Origin of the sequence: Streptomyces fodineus (assembly GCF_001735805.1) — a bacterium.
Taxonomy (GTDB): Bacteria; Actinomycetota; Actinomycetes; order Streptomycetales; family Streptomycetaceae; genus Streptomyces; species Streptomyces fodineus.
Genome location: NZ_CP017248.1, coordinates 3198159 through 3216668 on the forward strand (window position 1 = coordinate 3198159; position 18510 = coordinate 3216668).

Consider the following 18510-nt stretch of genomic DNA (forward strand, 5'->3'; position numbering starts at 1 on the left):
CGAGCTGTCCAATCACTGAGACACCCACCCTAGTCGCCGACCCCACGTTTTCAACACCCCCACCGCCGCCAGTTCTGCGAAATCCGCAAGACTGACTCCCTTAAACAACGAATTTCATCGCCTAGGGCTTGCGGAACTATCGAGACCTCGTGCACAGTGAGGTCGTGGCCAGTCGAAGCGCAGACCAGAGGGACTCCACCCGCGAGTCCAGGAACGGCGGCACCCCTCAGCTGGATGCCGTCTCCCTCGCCATCATTCAGCAGCTCCAGGAGGACGGCCGCCGGCCGTACGCCGCGATCGGCAAGGCAGTGGGCCTGTCCGAGGCGGCCGTGCGCCAGCGCGTCCAGAAGCTGCTGGACCAGGGCGTGATGCAGATCGTCGCCGTCACGGACCCGCTCACCGTGGGCTTCCGCCGGCAGGCGATGGTCGGGATCAACGTCGAGGGCGATGTCGAGTCGATCGCGGACGCGCTGACCGACATGTCGGAAGTCGAGTACGTGGTGATGACCGCGGGCTCGTTCGACATCCTCGCCGAGATCGTCTGCGAGGACGACGACCACCTGCTGGACGTCATCAACAAACGCATCCGGGCACTGCCCGGGGTGCGCTCCACCGAAAGCTTCGTCTACCTGAAGCTGAAGAAGCAGACCTACATGTGGGGAACCCGATAACCGTGACCCAGAAGGACCTCAGCCGCACCGCGTACGACCACCTGTGGATGCACTTCACCCGCATGTCCTCGTACGAGAACTCCCCCGTTCCGACCATCGTCCGGGGTGAGGGCACCTACATCTACGACGACAAGGGCAAGCGCTACCTCGACGGTCTGGCGGGTCTGTTCGTGGTCCAGGCCGGTCACGGCCGCACGGAACTCGCCGAGACCGCCTTCAAGCAGGCTCAGGAGCTCGCCTTCTTCCCGGTGTGGTCCTACGCCCACCCCAAGGCCGTCGAGCTGGCCGAGCGCCTGGCCGACTACGCCCCGGGCGACCTGAACAAGGTCTTCTTCACCACCGGCGGCGGCGAGGCCGTCGAGACCGCCTGGAAGCTCGCCAAGCAGTACTTCAAGCTGCAGGGCAAGCCGACCAAGTACAAGGTCATCTCGCGTGCGGTCGCCTACCACGGCACCCCGCAGGGCGCCCTGTCCATCACGGGTCTGCCCGGCCTGAAGGCGCCGTTCGAGCCGCTCGTCCCGGGCGCGCACAAGGTGCCGAACACCAACATCTACCGCGCCCCGCTCTTCGGCGACGACCCGGAGGCCTTCGGCCGCTGGGCCGCCGACCAGATCGAGCAGCAGATCCTCTTCGAGGGCCCGGACACCGTCGCCGCGGTCTTCCTGGAGCCGGTGCAGAACGCCGGCGGCTGCTTCCCGCCGCCGCCCGGCTACTTCCAGCGCGTGCGCGAGATCTGCGACCAGTACGACGTCCTGCTCGTGTCGGACGAGGTCATCTGCGCCTTCGGCCGCCTGGGCACGATGTTCGCCTGCGACAAGTTCGGCTACGTCCCGGACATGATCACCTGCGCCAAGGGCATGACCTCGGGCTACTCCCCGATCGGCGCCTGCATCATCTCCGACAAGCTCGCCGAGCCGTTCTACAAGGGCGACAACACCTTCCTGCACGGCTACACCTTCGGCGGCCACCCGGTCTCCGCCGCGGTGGGTCTCGCCAACCTCGACCTGTTCGAGCGCGAGAACATCAACCAGCACGTGCTGGACAACGAGGGCGCCTTCCTGCAGACCCTGCAGAAGCTGCACGACCTGCCGATCGTCGGCGACGTCCGCGGCAACGGCTTCTTCTACGGCATCGAGCTGGTGAAGGACAAGAACACCAAGGAGTCCTTCAACGACGAGGAGACCGAGCGCGTCCTGTACGGCTTCCTCTCCAAGGCGCTGTACGACAACGGCCTGTACTGCCGTGCCGACGACCGCGGCGACCCGGTCGTCCAGCTCGCCCCGCCGCTGATCTCCAACCAGGAGACCTTCGACGAGATCGAGCAGATCCTGCGCGCGACGCTGACGGAGGCGTGGACCAAGCTCTGAGCCCGATGCGTCCGATCAGCTGATCAACACCGGCCCCGGTGCCGTCCGTTCGAGTGGGAACGGCGGCCCGGGGCCGTGTGCTGTCCGGGCAGCCGTACGGGCCTGCCTAGCGTGCCAGTGACCGATCGGCCCAGCCTTCGTTCCCCCGCACGAGGGATGAGGCACGGGAAAACGGATCAGATGCGAGGTGTACGCATGGAGGCCCCGCCGGACAACGACGTGCTCTGGGCACGCTCCCTGCACTTCAGGCACCCCGACGGCTCCCCCGGGCTCGCCGGGGTCTCGCTCGGCGTACGCGAGGGCGAGATCTTCGCCGTCACCGGTCCGCGCGGCAGCGGCAAGACGACCCTGCTGCACTGCCTGTCCGGCCAGGTGCCGGTGCGCGACGGTGAGGTCTGGTTCAACAGCGTCCCCCTGCACACCCTGGGCCCCGTGGCCCGGGAGCGGCTGCGCCGGGACCGCTTCGGCTGGATCGACCCCGCGCCGGCCCTGATCCCCGAGCTGAACGCCTGGGAGAACGTCGCGCTCCCCCTCATGCTGCGCGGCATCGGCCGCCGCAGGGCCAAGGTCGCGGCGCTGGAGTGGCTGGAGCGGCTCGACGTCGGCGACCGCGCCCGCAAGCGCCCGCACGGGCTGAAGCAGGCCGAACGCCAGCGCGTCGCGATCGCCCGGGCACTGGCCCCCGCCCCGACGGTCCTCTTCGCCGACGAGCCGACGGCGCCGCTGCACCGCGCCGACCGCACCCTCGTCCTGCGGACGCTCGCCACGGCCGCCCGCTCGCACGGCATCACCGTCGTCCTCGCCACGCACGACCCCGACGGCGCCGCCCTCGCCGACCACACCATGGCGCTGCTGGACGGCCGGCGCGTGCACACCCTGCACCTGCCCGACCCCGACACGGAAGGCCGGGCCGCGTGGTCGCTCTCCGTCTGACCCGCACGGCCCGGCCCACCGTCCTGCTGCGCCGTCTGCTGGTGGCCGCGGCCTCGGCCGGCACCGGCTTCCTCCTGCTGTCCTGCTTCGGCTACGCCCTCAACCACCCGGAACAGGCCGACGCCGCCGCCCTGCGCCTCGCCTGGTGCGCGGTGCCGCTGGCCGCCACGGCGTACTTCGCGCTCGCCGTCGCCCGTACCGACCGCAGCACCCGGCCGCGCCCCGGACTGTCCGCCGTAGGCCTGGGCCCGGCCCGGCTCATGGCGATCTCCGCCCTCACCACGGCCCTGTCCTGCACCCTGGGCTCGCTGCTCGCCCTGCTGGTTTTCCTCCACCTGCGCGGCGACTTCACGGGCATCCCCTTCGACGGCGCGGCGGCGGACTTCCTCGCGGCCGGCCGGCACCTGCCCGTCCCGGCCACCCTGACACTCCTGTCCCTGGTCCCGGCCGCCGCCTCCACAACGGTCGCCCTGACCCTGCGCCCGAGGGACCCCCGTCCCGCCACCCCGCTCCTGCGCAGGTACGGCCGCTTCGGGGCGTACGGCCACACGGCGGCACGGGAGACGTTCGGGGCGTACGGGAGGTTCGGGGCGCGGTTGCGGGCGGGGGCCGGTGTTTCTCACGACGGACAGGGACAGACCGACGACGGTGGCCGGGCGGCGGACGGCAGTCCTGCCGGGGGACCGGCCGGGGAGACCGACGGCGGCGGGCAGCCCGCGGACGGCGGTGCGGCTCGGGGACCGGCCGAGGATGCCGACGACGGCGAGCACCCCCACCCACACCCCGCGGACGGCAGTGCCGCCGGGAGACCGGCAGGGGAAGCCGGCGACGGCAGGCAGCGAGCGGGCGGCAGCGCTGCTCGGGGACCGGCCGGGGAGGACGGCGACGGCGGGCAGCCGACGGACGGCGGTGCGGCTCGGGGACCGGCCGAGGAAGCCCATGACGGCGAGCACCCCCACCCACACCCCGCGGACGGCAGTGCCGCCGGGAGACCGGCAGGGGAAGCCGGCGACGGCGGGCAGCCCAGTCGTCAGTCCGCGGGCAGCCGGGCCGCTGGGGCGATGGAGGTGCCCCCGCGCGAGCGACGCCGGGCGTGGGGGAGGGTGGTCGCGGACGGCACCCCCGCGGCGCCGGGCAGCGCGACCGACCCCGAAACCACCGTCCCGGACGCCGACTGGGCCCCTCGGCCCCCCAAGGGCGCCCCCGTCGGCCTCCCCTGGGGCATCGCCCTCCTCGCCACCGGCCTCGCGGCACAGGCGTACGCCGAAAGGTCGGCCCTCGCCGTACTGGCGGGCTGGCTCCTCACCGCGACCGGCCTGGTCCTGGCCGCCCCCGGCCTCACCCACCTGTGCGGCCTGCTCCTGCAGTCCACCCGCCCCGGCGCGCTCCGTCTCCTCGCCGGCCGGGTCCTCATGGCGGAAGCCACCCGCATCGGCCGCCCCCTGGGCGTCGTCTGCGCGGTCGGTTCCGCCGGGTACGCCATGACCACGCTGTACGCGGGCTCGGCCCCGGCGTTCGGCCCACTGACCACCCTGGGCGCGCTGCTCGTCACCGGCTGCACGGTCGCCACGCTGCTCACCGCGGCCGTGGAGAGCCGCCAGTGCCGCGCCGACACGACCGCCGCGCTGCTCCGGCTCGGCGCCCCGGCCGCGATGCTGCGCGCGGCCGTGGCCCTGCGCGCGGTGGTCCTGCTGGTGCTGTTCGGCCCGCTCACCCTCGCCGTCGCCGCTCTGGCGGCCCTCCCGGCGAACCGCTGAGCGGCCCGCGGCACCCACGCCCGAAAAAGATCTCCAAAAAAGATCTCCGGCGACCGATGAGTTCTCCCGGGGCCCCCGGTCTACCCACCGAAGACGCTGACCCCAGCGCCAACCCCTCGGGAGGGACCCTCATGTACCAGCAGATGATCTTCGTGAACCTGGCCACCAACGACGTCGAGGCGTCCAAGAAGTTCTTCACGGAGCTCGGCTACACCATCAACCCCCAGTTCAGCACCGACGACTGCGCCTGTGTCGTGATCAGCGACACGATCATCGCGATGCTGCTCGGCAAGCAGCACTACTCGACGTTCACCGAGAAGGAGATCGTCGACTCCACCAAGGCCAGCGAGGTGCTCGTCTGTCTGAGTGCCGAGAGCCGCGAGAAGGTGGACGAGCTGGTCGACAAGGCGATCGCGGCGGGCGGCACGGCCAGCGGCCGGACCCAGGACCACGGCTTCATGTACGGCCGCGCCTTCGACGACCTCGACGGCCACACCTGGGAGGTCATGTGGATGGACCCGGCCGCGGTCCAGGGCTGACCGCACGCAGTCCGAACGTCGCCAAACGTCACGGTGGTTAATAAGAAGGCAAAGCCAACGGCCATAGATGGCATATGCGTTGACAGCCTTACGGAGCGCTTATAGACCTGTGAGCCTCTTGGGGGTGCTGGGGCTTCACCTCATCCGTCGCCTCAAATCCCCCTAAACCCCCCGCAGTTATGCACTCTGTAAAGGACAAACGTTGTCCATAACTCACCGTGGCGTACGCCGTTCCGTGCGCGCTCTGGGTGTTGTCTCCGCTTCCACCGCGGTCGTGCTGGGAGTGGCCGGCTCCGCGTTCGCGTGCAACATCAGTGACTTCTCCGCCGAAGCGAAGTGCAACGGCCAGAAGGGCACCATCGTCGTCACCGACACCGACGGTTCGGGCACTCCGGCTCACATCACCGTGTTCCTGGAGAGCACCGGTGGCATCGAGACGAAGGTGGGCGAGCACGAGGTCAAGGGCTCGGCCCAGGGCACGCAGGTCACCTTCTCGGAGGACTGGAAGGCGAACGCGACCTACCGCGTCCACATCAAGGCGACCAACATCCTCGACCAGGACATCACGTCCAACCTGGTGACCCCGTCCACCGCCTGCAAGACCGGCAGCCCGACGCCGACGGCCCCCTCGAAGCCGACGCCGTCCAAGTCCACCCCGGCCGGGTCGGCGACCCCGACCCCGTCGGCCTCCTCCTCCAGCTCCGCCCCGGCGAGCGCCGCGCCGGGCAACGCGCCGTCCCCGGCGGTCGGTGACTCGAACCTCGCCGAGACCGGTGCCAACTCCAACACCGGCCTGATCGCCGGCATCGCGGGCGCGCTGGTCGTCGTCGGCGGTGGCGCGGTCTACCTCGGCATGCGCCGTCGTGGCGCGCGCGGCAACGGCTGACGCCGCGCCTGTCCGTACCAGTACGCCTCCGCGGCCCGTCCCCCTATCCCCAGGGGACGGGCCGCGGTCGTACCCCGGTACGCCGGACGCCGCTCAGCCGAAGGTCGCCCGCTGGAGCCAGAACTCCAGTGTCGTACGGTCACCCAGGACCTCGAGGCCGGGGCTGTCCAGCGGCAGCCGGCGGTAGAAGGCCAGCAGTACGGAGGTGAGCGGGCCGCGCAGGGCGACCGTGGCCTTCTCGTGGCCGCGCCGCGGGCGCACCCCGTCCGGGCCGAACTCCAGCAGCCACTCGGCGTGCAGCGCCGGATCGGCGTCGGTGGCGTGGAGGTGGATGGTGCGGGTGGGGCCGTCCAGCATGAGGGCCTCCTCGTGGCCCCGCAGCTGCTGGAGGAAGACGGCGAAGTCCAGCCACTCGTCCATCGCGTCGGCGGCGATCTCCGGCGCCAGCTCGTAGTCCAGCCCGGCGGCGAGGGCCGCGTCGGCGCGGTGGACGGTGATCTCGTGGGTCATCCGGCGGGCCCAGAACCCGGAGACGGCCTTCCCCGGGATGAAGCTCCACACCGCGGTGTCCGGTCCGGCCTCGCGCAGCGCCGCGACGACCAGCTCACCGGCCTCCGCCAGCCACTTGTCGAGCGCCGCCGCGTCGCCCCGTTCCTCGGGCCCGGAACCGAGCGGCACCTGGTCGCGGGGGACACGGTCCTGCGCCCTGGTGCGCACGATCGTCCCGACCCACCGCAGGGCACCGCCCATATGGCGTACGAGGTCCTCCATGGACCAGTCGGGGCAGGTCGGCACGGTCGCGGCCAGGTCGGCGCCGGAGGTCACCACGGCCCTCAACTGCTCCACCTGGTGGGCGATTTCGTCGCAGTAGCGCTCATGCGCGAGCAATGTCATGCCCCTCACCCTAGGGGCGCGGTGATCAGTCGAGCACGACGATTTCGGCCGCGTCGAACTCCACTCCGGCCGACACGCCGACCTCCGGCGCGTCCCGCAGCGTGCAGGCCGCCTCCAGCCGCGGCCCGTCCGCGGGCTGGAGGTGGACGGCCACATGGGTGCCCTTGAAGGTGCGGGCGGTCACCGTGCAGGGCAGCCCGGCGTCGGCCGCCACGAGCCGTACCCCGGCGGGCCGGACCAGCAGGCTGCGGGGGCCCTGCGGGGAGCCGTCGGGCACCGGCAGCTTGCCCCAGGGGGTGTCGGCCGCCGTACCGGCGACGGTCGCCGGGATCACGTTGTCGAAGCCGAGGAAGCGGGCCACGAACGCGTCGGCCGGCCGCTGCCAGACCTCCAGCGGCGTGCCGGACTGCGCGATGCGCCCGTCCCGCATCACCACGACCCGGTCGGCCAGCGCGAACGCCTCGCCCTGGTCGTGGGTCACGGCGAGCACGGTCGTACCCAACCGGCCGAACAGTTCCCGTAGTTCGACCACCAGGCGTTCCCGGAGCGACCGGTCGAGCTGGCCGAGCGGTTCGTCCAGCATGAGCAGCCGGGGCCGGGGCGCGAGCGCGCGGGCGAGGGCCACCCGCTGCTGCTCGCCGCCGGACAGGGAGGCCACGGCCCGCCGGCCGGCGCCCGGCAGCCCGACCAGCTCCAGCAACTGCCCGACCTCGGCGTCCCGTTCGCCCTTGGCGACGCCGTGCATGCGCAGCCCGAAGGCCACGTTCGCGCCGACATCCCGCTGCGGGAAGAGCTGGTGGTCCTGGAACATCAGACCCACGCCGCGCTTGTGCGCGGGTACGCCGGACTGGTCGCGGCCGTCGAGCAACACCCGTCCGCCGGACAGGGGCTGGAGCCCGGCGACCGCCCGCAGCAGGGTCGACTTTCCGCTGCCGCTCGGCCCGAGTACGCACACCACCTCGTGCTCGGCGACATCGAGACCGACCGCGTCGAGCACGGCCCGCCCCCCGAAGCGCACGGTCGCGGCATCAAGGCTCAGCAGCATCCAGAACTCCCCGGTCCGTCCGGCAGCATCTAGAACTCCCCCGTCCGGTCGGTGCGCAGCCGCTCCAGGATCAGCAGCGCGGCGGCGCACACCACCATCAGAATCGTCGAAAGGGCCATCGCCTGGCCGTAGTTGAGGTCCCCGGGGCGGCTGAGCAGCCGGGCCACGGCGACCGGGAGCGTCGGGTTGTCGGGCCGGGCGATGAACACGGTCGCCCCGAACTCGCCGAGCGAGACCGCGAACGCGAACCCGGCCGCCACCAGCAACGCCCGCCGCACCAGCGGCAGATCCACCTCCCGCCACACCCGCCACGGAGAGGCCCCGAGCACGGCGGCCGCCTCCCGCAGCCGCGCGTCCACCGCGCGCAGCACGGGCAGCATGGTCCGTACGACGAAGGGGGCGCCCACCAGCGCCTGGGCGAGCGGGACGAGGATCCAGGACTGCCGGAGATCCAGCGGCGGCTTGTCCAGGGCGATGAGGAAGCCGAAGCCGACGGTCACGGCGGAGACGCCGAGCGGCAGCATCAGCAGCGCGTCGAAGCCCCGCACCAGCCGTCCGGCGTCCCGGCGGGCCAGCGCGGCGGCGGCGAGACCTCCGATCACGACCGCGATGGCGGTGGCGGCGACGGCGTACTGAACAGACGTCCACACCGCGTGGACCGGAGCCACCAGGAACGTACCGCCGTCGGCGTTCGTCAGCGCCCGGTAGTAGCCGAAGCCGGGCGCGTCCAGAGAGCGGCGGACGAGGACGGCGAGCGGCAGGACGAGGAGCAGCGCGATGGTGACGAGGACCCCGGTGAGCAGGGCCCACTGTCCGGCGCCGCGCGGGCGGCGGGCGGTGGTCTTCGGGTCGACGAGCCGCAGGGCGGTCTCCCGGCGCCGTACCGTCCAGGCGTGCACGGCGAGGATCGCGCCGACGGCGACGAACTGGACGAGGGTGAGGACGGCGGCCGTGGAGAGGTCGAAGACCTCGGAGGTCTGGCGGTAGATCTCCACTTCGAGGGTGGAGAAGGTGGGGCCCCCGAGGATCTGGACGACGCCGAAGGAGGTGAAGGTGAACAGGAACACCATCAGCGCGCCGGCGGCCACGGCGGGACCGAGGGCCGGGAGGGTGACCTTCCGCCAGGCGCGGAGCGCAGACGCGCCCAGCATGCGCGCGGCTTCCTCCTGGCGGGGGTCGAGCTGGGACCACAGCCCGCCGACGGTCCGTACGACGACCGCATAGTTGAAGAAGACGTGAGCCAGCAGAATCGCCCACACCGTGGTGTCCAGCCGTACGCCCCACAGCTGGTCCAGCAGCCCACCGTGCCCGGCCAGCGCCAGGAAGGCACTGCCCGCGACGACCGTCGGCAGCACGAACGGCACGGTGACGACGGCCCGCAGCAGGTGCTTGCCCGGGAAGTCCAGGCGGGCGAAGGCGTAGGCGGCGGGCAGCGCGAGCAGCAGGGTGAGCGCGGTGGAGGCGAGCGCCTGCCAGGTGGTGAACCACAGCACGTGCCGGATGTCCGGCTGGGTGAGTACATCCGCGAGCCGCCCGAACTGCCAGGCGCCGTCGGCCTTCAGCCCGCGCGCGACGATCGCGGCCACGGGCCAGGCGAAGAACACGGCGAAGAACGCGACGGGCAGGGCCATCAGGCCCAGCCGCGCCGCGCTCCCCGCGCGGTCCCTTCGAGGGGCTACTTCAGTACGAGCGAGGTCCACGACTTGACCCACTGGTCACGGTTGGCGGCGATCTTGCCGGGGGCCATGGTCTCGGGGTTCTTCGCCTCCGGCCCGTACTTCATGAACTCCGGCGGCACCTGGGCGCCCTCGCGCACCGGGTAGACGTACATGTTGAGCGGCATGTCGTCCTGGAACTCCTTGGTGAGCAGGAAGTCCAGGAACGCCTTGCCGCCCTTGGTGTTCTTGGCGTTGCTCAGCAGTCCGGCGTACTCGGTCTGCTGGAAGCAGGTGCCGTGGGCGACCCCGGTCGGGGCGGTGCTGGGGCGCTTCTTGGCGTAGATGACCTCGGCGGGCGGGGAGGAGGCGTACGACACCACCAGCGGCCGGTCGCCGCCGGCCTTCTTGCCCTCCGAGGAGCCCGAGAACTCCTGGTAGTAGGCCTGCTCCCAGCCATCGACGACCTTGACGCCGTTGGCCTTGAGCTTCTTCCAGTAATCCTGCCAGCCGTTGTCCCCGAACCGGGCGGCGCTGCCGAGCAGGAAGCCGAGTCCCGGTGAGGAGGTGGCCGCGTTCTCCGTGACGAGGAGGTTCTTGTACGCGGGCTCCGCCAGGTCGGCGAAGGACTGCGGCGGGGTCAGCTTGTGCTGGGCGAAGTAGGCCTTGTCGTAGTTGACGCAGATGTCGCCGGTGTCGATCGGCGTGACGCGGTGCTTGGCCTGGTCGACGCGGTACTCGGGCAGGACCAGGTCGGAGCCCTTGGCCTGGTACGGCTGGAAGAGACCGTTGTCGAGGGCGCGGGAGAGCAGGGTGTTGTCGACGCCGAAGAAGACGTCGCCCTGCGGGTTGTCCTTGGTCAGGATCGCCTTGTTGACGGCCTGCCCGGCGTCACCGTCCTTGAGGACGTGGACCTTGTACCCGGTCTTGTTCTCGAAGTCCTGGAGCACGTTCTTGGACACGGCCCACGAGTCGTGGCTGACGAGGGTCACGGTCTTGGAGTCCGCGGACGACGTGCCGCCGCCGGCACCGCACGCGGACAGGCCGATCAGGCCGAGCCCGACGGCCACGGCCACGAAGGTCTTGTTCTGCACTGGTTGTCCTCCTGGGGGTTGGCCAGGAAGAGACGCGGCCCTGCCCGGTGTCTCACGAGGAGAACCCGGGCAGGGCGCAACAGCTTGAGTGATGACCGAACTCCCTACCCAGAATGACCTGGGCGAGGTTCAGAGGGTCTGCGGCCCTGTCCGCCGCACTCTCAGCGCTGTGGCGCTCCCCTGTCGGAATATGAAGGTGTCTGGATATGAAGATATGTGGACCGGCCCAGATTACCGCTCGGTGGCCGCGAGCTGACCACAGGCTCCGTCGATCTCCTGACCACGGGTGTCCCGGATGGTCACCGGCACACCGTGCGCGGCGATGGCCTCGACGAAGGCCTTCTCGTCCTCGGGCCGGGAGGCGGTCCACTTCGACCCCGGCGTGGGGTTGAGCGGGATGAGATTGACGTGCACGGGCTTGCCCTTGAGCAGCCGCCCGAGCCGATCCCCCGCCACGCCTGGTCGTTGATGTCCCGGATGAGCGCGTACTCGATCGACAGCCGGCGACCGCTCTTCTCGACGTACTCGAATCCGGCGTCCAGCACCTCGCGCACCTTCCACCGCGTGTTCACGGGGACGAGGGTGTCGCGCAGCTCGTCGTCGGGCGCGTGCAGGGAGATCGCGAGCCGGCACTTGAAGCCCTCGTCGGCGAACCGGTGGATGGCCGGCACGAGTCCGACGGTGGACACGGTGATCCCGCGCTGCGACAGGCCCAGCCCGTCCGGGGCGGGATCGGTGAGCGCGCGAATCGCGCTCACGACCCGGTTGTAGTTGGCGAGCGGCTCGCCCATGCCCATGAAGACGATGTTGGAAAGCCGCGCGGGACCACCCGGCACTTCCCCGTCCCTCAGCGCCCGCATCCCGTCCACGATCTGATGGACGATCTCGGCGGTGGACAGATTCCGGTCCAGACCCGCCTGACCGGTGGCGCAGAACGGGCAGTTCATGCCACAGCCCGCCTGTGAGCTGATGCACATGGTGACCCGGTCCGGATACCGCATCAGCACGGACTCGACGAGGGTCCCGTCGAACAGCCGCCACAGCGTCTTGCGGGTCGTCCCCTGGTCGGTCGACAGATGCCGTACGACGGTCATCAGCTCCGGGAACAGCGCCTCGCGCAGCTTGTCCCGGGACCCGGCGGGGATGTCGGTCCACTGCTCCGGGTCGTGCGCGTACCGCGCGAAGTAGTGCTGCGAGAGCTGCTTGGCACGAAACGGCTTCTCCCCGATCTCGGCCACGGCGTCCTTGCGCTCGACGGGCGTGAGATCGGCGAGATGCCGCGGCGGCTTCTTGGCTCCGCGCGGGGCGACGAAAGTGAGTTCTCCGGGCTTAGGCATGGCTGTACCAGTGTCTCAGATCAAACTTCGTGACCCGCGACCCATGGTTCGCACGGTGGTTGCCGCCGGCCGTCGCCGTCGGTCGCCTCCGGGCCGCCCCCGGACGGCCCGGAGACGGCCCGGCTCCGCATGTCAGCGGCGGGCGCCGCCGGTCTGACCGTGCGCCCCTCAAATGCAGGGGACGTTGGCGAAGCCCGGATAGAAATAGCGCCCGGCAGGACCGGCACTGTGGACGCAGACGTCGAAGCCCGGGCTCTGGGGCTTCGGGCTCTCGGTGGCGGCGGTCGCGGTCGGAGCGACCAAGAGGGTCACCCCGAGGATCATTGCCGCCATCGCCGATTTCTTGCCCGGAATGCGCCTCCGGAACGTCTTCATTGCCGCCCTCCTTCGGGCCGAGACGGGAGCGCCTCGCGGTTCACAGGGCGACAGGTCGGCGCTCGCTATTCCGCTTATCGTCATATGCCGCAGACATGACGTCAACACCCCAAATCAGGGCATTCACTGTAATTCGCCGGTTACGGGGACCCGTGAGGGCCGCCGCTGAGCCCCCCTGGCCTGGGCCTGGTCGTGTCACCACCGCGGATCCGTGCGAGGTCGGCGAGCTGTGAAGTTCTGCTGACGAACGGTCGGGTTTCCTGGTCGGGGCTTGTCCCGCCCCTTGGCGGGACGTTACCCACAGGAGCCATGAACCTTTTCGGCCGCAACTCCTTCCGCCGGCAGGCGCAGCCCTCCGCCGCCCCCGTGGCGACCGCCGCCCGGGTGGCCAGTGCCCGTGCCACCGCCGTTCTGCCCGATCCCGAGCTGGGAGACCTCACCGGCGAGTGGCTGATCGATCCCGCGCACAGCAGGATCGGGTTCTCCGTGCGGCACGCGATGGTGACGACGGTGCGTGGCGCCTTCACGGAGTACGAGAGCCGCCTGTACTTCGACGGCCGCGACCCGACCCGCTCCCGGGCCGACCTCGTGCTGTACACGGCCAGCGTCGACACCGGTGTCGAACAGCGTGACGCGCACCTGGTCGGCCGGCAGTTCCTGGACGCCGGGGCATTTCCGCGGATGACCTTCACGAGCACCGCCGTACAACTCGCGGGCAAGGACGTCTACCGCATGACCGGCGATCTCACCATCAAGGACACCACGCGCCCCGTCACCCTGGAGCTCACCTACATCGGTCATGTCACCGACGCGTTCGGTGACGAGCGGGTCGGCTTCGACGGCACCACCACCATCAGCCGCTCCGACTGGGGCCTGACCTACGACGCCCGGCTGGCCCAGGGCGGGTCCATGGTGAGCGACACGGTCCGCCTCCAGTTCGACATCGCGGCCATCCGCACCACCCCGGGCACCTGAGGGTCCCTCCGGCCACGCGGACGCAACGGGCCCCGCCCTACCGAGAGGACGGGGCCCGCAAGCCGTACGGCACAAGCCTCACGCGGAACCGACGAAGACCACCAGCAACAGCCACACCACCGGAGCGGTCGGCAGGAGTGAGTCGAGCCGGTCCATGATGCCGCCGTGGCCCGGGAGCAGGGTGCCCATGTCCTTGATGCCCAGGTCGCGCTTGATCATGGACTCGCCGAGGTCGCCCAGCGTGGCGCTGGCGGCGACCGCGAGGCCCAGCAGCAGGCCCTGCCACCAGGTGCCGTGGCTGATCAGGAACTGCATGCACAGCGCGCCCGCGACCATGGCGAACAGCACCGCGCCCAGCAGGCCCTCGCGGGTCTTGCCGGGGCTGATGCGCGGGGCCAGCTTGTGCTTGCCGAAGCGCCAGCCGACCGCGTACGCGCCGGTGTCGCTGACGACCGTGAGCAGGAGGAAGGTCAGGACGCGCCAGGGGCCGTCATCCGCGGTCAGCATCATCGCCACGAACGTGGCCAGGAAGGGTACGTAGAAGGCCGCGAAGACGCCTGCCGTGACGTCCTTGAGGTAGCCCTCCGGTGACTCCGTCATGCGCCAGACCAGGGCTGCCAACGCCGTCAACGCCATGGCGACCCAGGCGCCCTCGGCGCCGCGGACGTACCCCGCGACCACCATCGCCGCACCGCCGACCGCGAGCGGCACGAGCGGCGCCTTGATGCCCTTGCGCTCCCGCAGCCTGCTGGTCAGCTCCCACAGGCCGACGACGACGGCGACCGCGATCACACCGACGAAGACGGCCTTCTCGATGAACAGCGACGCGATGATCACCACACCGAGCCCGACCCCGACCCCTATGGCCGCGCTCAGGTCACGGCCCGCGCTCTTCTTCTGCGGCGCTGGCGCAGGCTGGTGGGCGTCGGGCATGGGCTCCGGATTCTGGTTCGCGGCCGGGACGGTCCGGGCCGGCGGCGGCTCGGGGCGGAACTCGTCCTGGAACAAGGGGCCGCTCTGCCGAGCGGCCCCCCGGTCGCCGTCCTGGTCTCCGCCGTAGGCGGGCTCGTCGGGCACGATCGGCATGGGGCGAGTGTGCTGCGCCTCAGGCGCATCGTACGCGGGACCCGCCGAGGCGGCCCCGTGGGCAGGCGCACCCGCGGTGGGCCCCCAGTAGCCGGCCTGCCCCGCCGGTGGCGGCGCCCAGGAAGAGTCGCTCATCAGACTTCGAGCAGCTCCGCTTCCTTGTGCTTCAGGAGCTCGTCGACCTGGGCGACGTACTTCGCCGTGGTGTCGTCCAGCTCCTTCTCCGCACGGCGGCCCTCGTCCTCGCCGACCTCGCCGTCCTTGATCAGCTTGTCGATGGCGTCCTTGGCCTTGCGGCGCACGGAGCGGATGGACACGCGCGCGTCCTCGGCCTTGCCCTTGGCGACCTTGATGTAGTCGCGACGGCGCTCCTCGGTCAGCTCGGGGAACACCACCCGGATGATGTTGCCGTCGTTGCTGGGGTTGACGCCCAGGTCGGAGTCGCGGATCGCCTGCTCGATGTTGCGCAGGGCCGTCTTGTCGAACGGCGTCACGACCGCCATGCGCGGCTCCGGCACGGAGAACGAGGCCAGCTGGTTGATCGGCGTCGGGGCGCCGTAGTAGTCGGCCACGATCTTGTTGAACATCGCCGGGTGCGCACGGCCGGTACGGATCGCGGCGAAGTCCTCCTTGGCGACCACGACGGCCTTCTCCATCTTCTCCTCGGCCTCGAGGAGGGTCTCTTCGATCACCACTTGCTCCTGCGTGTCTTGAGTAAGGCCCGGCTGCGGTTCCTTGGGCGGGCGGCGGCCGGCTGCGTCGCGTCTTCTTCCTGCACGGTTCCCGACCGGCAGGACATTGTCCATCCCCCGGCCGGGGCGCGTCCCGTCCGTCCCCCGGACAGGTGGCGCATCCCCGGCGACGGGAGCGTGCCGGTCAGTCCCGGCTGCCCTGTTCGCCCACCAGCGTGCCGATCTTCTCACCCTTGACCGCGCGGGCGATATTGCCCTCCGCGAGAAGCTCGAAGACGAGGATCGGAAGCTTGTTGTCGCGGCAGAGCGTGATGGCGGTGGCGTCGGCGACCTTGAGGTCGCGGGTGATGACCTCGCCGTAGCCGAGGGCGTCGAACTTGACGGCGTCGGGGTTGGTCTTGGGGTCGGAGTCGTAGACCCCGTCCACGCCGTTCTTGCCCATGAGCAGCGCCTCGGCGTCGATCTCCAGGGCGCGCTGGGCGGCGGTGGTGTCGGTGGAGAAGTACGGCATGCCCATACCGGCGCCGAAGATGACCACGCGGCCCTTCTCCAGGTGGCGCACGGCGCGCAGCGGGATGTACGGCTCGGCGACCTGGCCCATGGTGATGGCGGTCTGCACCCGGCTGTCGATGCCCTCCTTCTCCAGGAAGTCCTGGAGGGCGAGGCAGTTCATCACGGTGCCGAGCATGCCCATGTAGTCGGAGCGGGCGCGGTCCATGCCGCGCTGCTGGAGCTCGGCGCCGCGGAAGAAGTTGCCGCCGCCGATGACGACCGCGATCTCGGCCCCGTCGCGTACGACGGCCGCGATCTCGCGGGCGATCTTGTGCACCACGTCCGGGTCCACGCCCAGGCCCCCGCCGCCGGAGAAGGCCTCTCCGGACAGCTTCAGCAGAAACCGGCCGCGTACTTTGCCGTCGTCGCTCTTCTGGGCCTTGGTGGTCATGGGAGATCCCGCCTCTTTCACGTGTTGCACATACGAAGAAGGCCATTGCCGATGGGGTCGCTTTTCGCTCCCATGCGCGGCAATGGCCTCCTCGTCAGATCTGCTGCCGTCCGTCACGCACCTGGTGTGGCGGTGCGTACGGACGACTGCTGTCGACCGACCCTATCGGGATTTCCCTGTGGGTCGCGCGTCGATCGCGGTACGGACTCAGATGCCGACCTTGATGCGCGAGAAGCGCTTCAGGGTGACACCGGCCTCGTCCAGAACCTTCTGGACCGACTTCTTGTTGTCCAGCGCGTACGGCTGGCCGAGCAGCGTGGCGTCCTTGAAGAAGCCGTTCAGTCGACCCTCGACGATCTTGGCGATCGCGGCCTCGGGCTTGCCCTCGGCGCGGGTGGTCTCCTCGGCGATGCGGCGCTCGGACTCGACGACGTCGGCCGGCACGTCCTCCTTGGCCAGGTACTTCGGCGCGAAGGCGGCGATGTGCTGGGCGACGCCCTTGGCGACCTCGGCGTTGGGCTTGTCGAGCTCGACCAGGACACCGATCTGCGGGGGCAGGTCGGGCATGGTGCGGTGCATGTAGGCGAGCACGAAGCCGTCGGAGAACTGCGCGAAGCGGTCCAGGACGATCTTCTCGCCGAGGTTGGCGTTGGCCTCGTCCACGAACGCCTGGACGGTCTTGCCGGGCTCGATCTCGGAGGCGAGCAGGGCCTCGAGGTCGGCCGGGGACGTCTTGGCGACGTGCTCGGCGATGGCCTTGGCCGCGGCCTGGAACTTCTCGCCCTTGGCGACGAAGTCCGTCTCGCACTTCAGCTCGACCAGGACGCCGGAGGAGTTGTCGTCGGCGATGATGGAGACCACGGCGCCGTTCTCGGCGGAGCGGCCCTCGCGCTTGGCGACGCCCTTCTGGCCCTTGATACGGAGCGCCTCGACGGCCTTGTCGACGTTGCCCTCGGCCTCGTCCAGCGCCTTCTTGCAGTCCATCATGCCGGCGCCGGTGAGCTCACGGAGCTTCTTGACGTCGGCGGCGGTGTAGTTCGCCATGAGTCTGTGAGTCTTTCTCGAAGTCTGGAAGATCTTCAGATCAGCACGGTGTGCGCTCCACATGTGAACGCAGAGCACGAACGGCGCGCCGACCTACGGGTGAACAGCGGGGGCGGACTTCATGTGTCACCGCCCCCGCCGTCGACGCGTGCGTCAGGCCTGCTCGCCCTCGGCGGCCTTCTCCTCGGCGGCCTTCTCCTCGGCCGGAGCGGCCTCGGTGGCGGCCTCGGTGACGGCCTCGGCAGCAGGCGCCTCGTCCTTCTTCTCACCCTCGAGCAGGTCGCGCTCCCACTCGGCGAGCGGCTCGCCCGCGGCCTTCTCGCCCTTCTCGCCGGTGGCGACGCCGGAGCGGGCGATGAGGCCCTCGGCGACGGCGTCGGCGATCACACGGGTGAGCAGGGTGACGGAGCGGATCGCGTCGTCGTTGCCCGGGATCTTGTAGTCGACCTCGTCGGGGTCGCAGTTGGTGTCGAGGATCGCGACGACCGGGATGTTCAGCTTCCGGGCCTCACCAACGGCGATGTGCTCCTTCTTGGTGTCCACGATCCAGACGGCGCTCGGCACCTTCTGCATCTCGCGGATACCACCGAGGGTCTTCTCCAGCTTGGCCTTCTCGCGCGAGAGCACGAGAAGCTCCTTCTTGGTCAGACCGGAGGAGGCGACGTCCTCGAAGTCGATCTGCTCGAGCTCCTTCAGGCGCTGCAGACGCTTGTAGACGGTCGAGAAGTTGGTGAGCATGCCGCCCAGCCAGCGCTGGTTGACGAAAGGCATGCCGACGCGGGTGGCCTGCTCGGCGATGGCCTCCTGCGCCTGCTTCTTGGTGCCGACGAACATGACCGTGCCGCCGTGGGCGACGGTCTCCTTGACGAACTCGTAGGCGCGGTCGATGTACGACAGCGACTGGAGCAGGTCGATGATGTAGATGCCGTTGCGCTCGGTGAAGATGAAGCGCTTCATCTTCGGGTTCCAGCGACGGGTCTGGTGACCGAAGTGGACGCCGCTCTCCAGCAGCTCCCGCATCGTGACGACGGCCATGGCCGTATCTCCTTGAGTTTCTCGGTTGTGCCGCGGATGCCGGACGGCTCCCGCGCCTGACGCCCGCGTGCGCCGTGCCGCAAAGGACCGAGAGGCGCTGACACCGACCGTTTGACGGCCTGGTGTCGGGGCGTGCGAAGTCGACCCGGTGACCCGGATCGCCAGAAGAAGTGTACGGGACC

The 18510-nt window shown here is 70.2% G+C and carries 17 protein-coding genes and 1 pseudogene; 7 read left to right on the forward strand and 11 right to left on the reverse strand.

Features of this window, described 5'->3' with window-relative positions; all coding sequences use genetic code 11:
- Positions 1-149 precede the first annotated feature (149 nt).
- The 6 genes from BFF78_RS12865 (at position 150) to BFF78_RS12895 (ending at position 6153) form a co-directional block, all read left to right on the forward strand.
- Positions 150-671 carry an Lrp/AsnC family transcriptional regulator gene (locus BFF78_RS12865; RefSeq protein ID WP_067041370.1) on the forward strand — a complete coding sequence of 174 codons (522 nt, stop codon included), beginning with the start codon at positions 150-152 and terminating at the stop codon, positions 669-671.
- The gene (locus tag BFF78_RS12870; RefSeq protein ID WP_079161289.1) at positions 656-2038 is read left to right on the forward strand and encodes an aspartate aminotransferase family protein; all 1383 of its coding nucleotides are present in this window, start codon (positions 656-658) and stop codon (positions 2036-2038) included. The genes BFF78_RS12865 and BFF78_RS12870 overlap by 16 nt, the downstream gene beginning before the upstream one ends.
- Positions 2039-2233: 195 nt before the next feature.
- Entirely contained in the window at positions 2234-2971 is a 738-nt protein-coding gene (locus tag BFF78_RS12875; RefSeq protein WP_069778462.1) for an ABC transporter ATP-binding protein, read from the forward strand.
- Positions 2953-4728: a hypothetical protein gene (locus tag BFF78_RS48225; RefSeq protein WP_227025826.1), complete on the forward strand. Its 1776-nt coding sequence runs from the start codon at positions 2953-2955 to the stop codon at positions 4726-4728. The genes BFF78_RS12875 and BFF78_RS48225 overlap by 19 nt, the downstream gene beginning before the upstream one ends.
- A 131-nt stretch (positions 4729-4859) precedes the next feature.
- Positions 4860-5267 carry a VOC family protein gene (locus BFF78_RS12890; RefSeq protein ID WP_069778463.1) on the forward strand — a complete coding sequence of 136 codons (408 nt, stop codon included), beginning with the start codon at positions 4860-4862 and terminating at the stop codon, positions 5265-5267.
- A gap of 202 nt (positions 5268-5469) precedes the next feature.
- On the forward strand, positions 5470-6153 hold the full coding sequence (locus BFF78_RS12895) for an LAETG motif-containing sortase-dependent surface protein (RefSeq protein WP_193433447.1): 684 nt from the start codon (positions 5470-5472) through the stop codon (positions 6151-6153).
- A 93-nt stretch (positions 6154-6246) separates the two neighbouring features.
- Here the strand turns inward: BFF78_RS12895 and BFF78_RS12900 are convergent, their stop codons facing one another.
- From BFF78_RS12900 to BFF78_RS12925, 6 genes and pseudogenes are all read right to left on the reverse strand, one after another.
- The gene (locus BFF78_RS12900) at positions 6247-7047 is read right to left on the reverse strand and encodes a maleylpyruvate isomerase N-terminal domain-containing protein (RefSeq protein WP_069778465.1); all 801 of its coding nucleotides are present in this window, start codon (positions 7045-7047) and stop codon (positions 6247-6249) included.
- Positions 7048-7072: 25 nt separating this feature from the next.
- On the reverse strand, positions 7073-8092 hold the full coding sequence (locus BFF78_RS12905; RefSeq protein WP_069778466.1) for an ABC transporter ATP-binding protein: 1020 nt from the start codon (positions 8090-8092) through the stop codon (positions 7073-7075).
- Positions 8093-8121: 29 nt separating this feature from the next.
- Positions 8122-9723: an ABC transporter permease gene (locus BFF78_RS12910; protein ID WP_069778467.1), complete on the reverse strand. Its 1602-nt coding sequence runs from the start codon at positions 9721-9723 to the stop codon at positions 8122-8124.
- A gap of 44 nt (positions 9724-9767) precedes the next feature.
- Positions 9768-10841 (reverse strand): thiamine ABC transporter substrate-binding protein, encoded by a 1074-nt coding sequence (locus BFF78_RS12915; RefSeq protein ID WP_069778468.1) that lies wholly within the window; start codon positions 10839-10841, stop codon positions 9768-9770.
- 231 nt (positions 10842-11072) lie between these two features.
- A pseudogene (rlmN, locus tag BFF78_RS12920) lies at positions 11073-12178 on the reverse strand (dual-specificity RNA methyltransferase RlmN).
- A 168-nt stretch (positions 12179-12346) separates the two neighbouring features.
- Positions 12347-12553 carry a hypothetical protein gene (locus tag BFF78_RS12925; RefSeq protein ID WP_069778469.1) on the reverse strand — a complete coding sequence of 69 codons (207 nt, stop codon included), beginning with the start codon at positions 12551-12553 and terminating at the stop codon, positions 12347-12349.
- Between the two features lie 309 nt (positions 12554-12862).
- On the opposite strand from BFF78_RS12925, the gene BFF78_RS12930 reads away from it, so the two are divergent.
- Positions 12863-13528 (forward strand): YceI family protein, encoded by a 666-nt coding sequence (locus BFF78_RS12930; RefSeq protein ID WP_069778470.1) that lies wholly within the window; start codon positions 12863-12865, stop codon positions 13526-13528.
- Positions 13529-13606: 78 nt separating this feature from the next.
- Here BFF78_RS12930 and BFF78_RS12935 read toward each other — a convergent pair whose 3' ends face one another.
- The 5 genes from BFF78_RS12935 to rpsB all read right to left on the reverse strand — a co-directional run bounded on the left by BFF78_RS12935 (position 13607) and on the right by rpsB (position 18328).
- On the reverse strand, positions 13607-14749 hold the full coding sequence (locus BFF78_RS12935) for a phosphatidate cytidylyltransferase (RefSeq protein ID WP_069778471.1): 1143 nt from the start codon (positions 14747-14749) through the stop codon (positions 13607-13609).
- A complete protein-coding gene (gene frr / locus BFF78_RS12940; RefSeq protein ID WP_069783545.1) occupies positions 14749-15306 on the reverse strand; it encodes a ribosome recycling factor in 558 nt (185 codons plus the stop codon). The genes BFF78_RS12935 and frr overlap by 1 nt, the downstream gene beginning before the upstream one ends.
- A gap of 184 nt (positions 15307-15490) precedes the next feature.
- On the reverse strand, positions 15491-16249 hold the full coding sequence (gene pyrH / locus BFF78_RS12945) for a UMP kinase (RefSeq protein WP_069778472.1): 759 nt from the start codon (positions 16247-16249) through the stop codon (positions 15491-15493).
- A gap of 207 nt (positions 16250-16456) precedes the next feature.
- Positions 16457-17293: a translation elongation factor Ts gene (gene tsf, locus BFF78_RS12950; RefSeq protein WP_069778473.1), complete on the reverse strand. Its 837-nt coding sequence runs from the start codon at positions 17291-17293 to the stop codon at positions 16457-16459.
- Between the two features lie 153 nt (positions 17294-17446).
- Positions 17447-18328, reverse strand: a complete 882-nt coding sequence (gene rpsB / locus BFF78_RS12955) for a 30S ribosomal protein S2 (RefSeq protein ID WP_069778474.1) — start codon at positions 18326-18328, stop codon at positions 17447-17449.
- Positions 18329-18510: the final 182 nt, after the last annotated feature.